1 protein-coding gene is annotated in these 1,682 nt (G+C 58.1%); it reads left to right on the top strand.

The window, feature by feature from the left end; all coding sequences use genetic code 11:
• Nucleotides 1-1,682 (top strand): AAA family ATPase (locus tag BKD70_RS22860; protein ID WP_070415458.1); only part of this gene is annotated, 1,682 nt, incomplete at both ends.

The following is a 1,682-nucleotide window of genomic DNA, read 5'->3' as shown; positions in this document are numbered from 1 at the left end:
GGTGTTGATCGGTGAACCTGGCGTGGGTAAAACCGCGATTGCCGAGGGCTTGGCCCAGCGCATCATTAATGGTGAAGTGCCAGACGGCCTCAAAGGCAAGCGCCTGCTGTCTCTGGATATGGGCTCGCTGATTGCCGGTGCCAAGTTCCGGGGTGAGTTCGAAGAGCGCCTCAAATCCTTGCTTAACGAATTGTCGAAGCAGGAAGGGCAGATCATTCTGTTTATCGACGAATTGCACACCATGGTCGGCGCCGGTAAGGGCGAAGGCTCCATGGACGCCGGCAACATGCTCAAGCCCGCCTTGGCGCGGGGTGAGTTGCACTGCGTCGGCGCTACTACGCTCAACGAATACCGTCAGTACATCGAAAAGGACGCAGCCCTTGAGCGTCGCTTCCAGAAAGTGCTGGTGGAAGAACCGAGCGAAGAAGACACCATCGCGATCCTGCGTGGCCTGAAAGAGCGCTATGAGGTCCACCATAAGGTGGCGATCACCGACGGTGCGATCATTGCGGCGGCCAAATTGAGCCATCGCTATATCACCGATCGCCAGTTGCCGGACAAGGCTATCGACCTGATCGACGAAGCGGCCAGCCGCATCCGTATGGAGATCGATTCCAAGCCGGAAGTGCTGGATCGCCTGGATCGGCGCCTGATTCAACTGAAAGTCGAATCCCAGGCGTTGAAGAAAGAAGAAGACGAAGCGGCCAAGAAGCGCCTGGAAAAACTCCAGGAAGAAATTGTCCGCCTGGAACGTGAGTATTCGGACCTCGAAGAAATCTGGACCTCGGAAAAAGCCGAAGTACAGGGTTCGGCGCAGATCCAGCAAAAGATCGAGCAGTCTCGCCAGGAACTTGAAGCGGCGCGCCGCAAAGGCGACCTGAACCGCATGGCCGAGTTGCAGTATGGGGTGATCCCGGACCTGGAACGCAGCCTGCAGATGGTCGACCAGCACGGCAAGCCTGAAAACCAGTTGCTGCGCAGCAAGGTGACGGAGGAAGAAATTGCCGAAGTAGTCTCCAAGTGGACCGGTATTCCTGTGTCTAAGATGCTCGAAGGCGAGCGCGACAAGTTGCTGAAGATGGAAAGCCTGTTGCATCAGCGCGTCATCGGCCAGGAAGAGGCCGTGGTGGCGGTGTCCAACGCGGTACGGCGTTCCCGGGCAGGTTTGTCCGACCCGAACCGTCCAAGCGGCTCGTTCATGTTCCTCGGCCCGACCGGTGTGGGTAAGACCGAGTTGTGCAAGGCCCTGGCCGAGTTCCTCTTTGATACTGAAGAGGCCATGGTGCGGATCGATATGTCCGAATTCATGGAGAAACACTCGGTGGCTCGCCTTATCGGCGCACCGCCAGGCTATGTAGGCTATGAAGAGGGCGGTTATCTGACCGAAGCCGTGCGGCGCAAGCCTTACTCGGTGATCCTGCTGGATGAGGTCGAGAAGGCGCACCCGGATGTGTTCAACATCTTGCTGCAGGTGCTGGAGGATGGTCGCTTGACGGACAGCCACGGGCGTACGGTGGACTTCCGCAATACGGTGATCGTGATGACTTCCAACCTGGGGTCGGCACAGATCCAGGAATTGGTGGGTGATCGTGAAGCTCAGCGTGCGGCGGTGATGGACGCGTTGACCACGCACTTCCGTCCGGAATTCATCAACCGGGTCGATGAAGTGGTGATCTTCGAGC

The sequence above is a fragment of the Pseudomonas sp. BS-2016 genome (genome assembly GCF_001806145.1).
Taxonomy (GTDB): domain Bacteria; phylum Pseudomonadota; class Gammaproteobacteria; order Pseudomonadales; family Pseudomonadaceae; genus Aquipseudomonas; species Aquipseudomonas lundensis.
The sequence above is the reverse complement of the archived record's forward strand: the minus strand, read 5'-3'. Positions and strand labels throughout refer to the sequence as shown.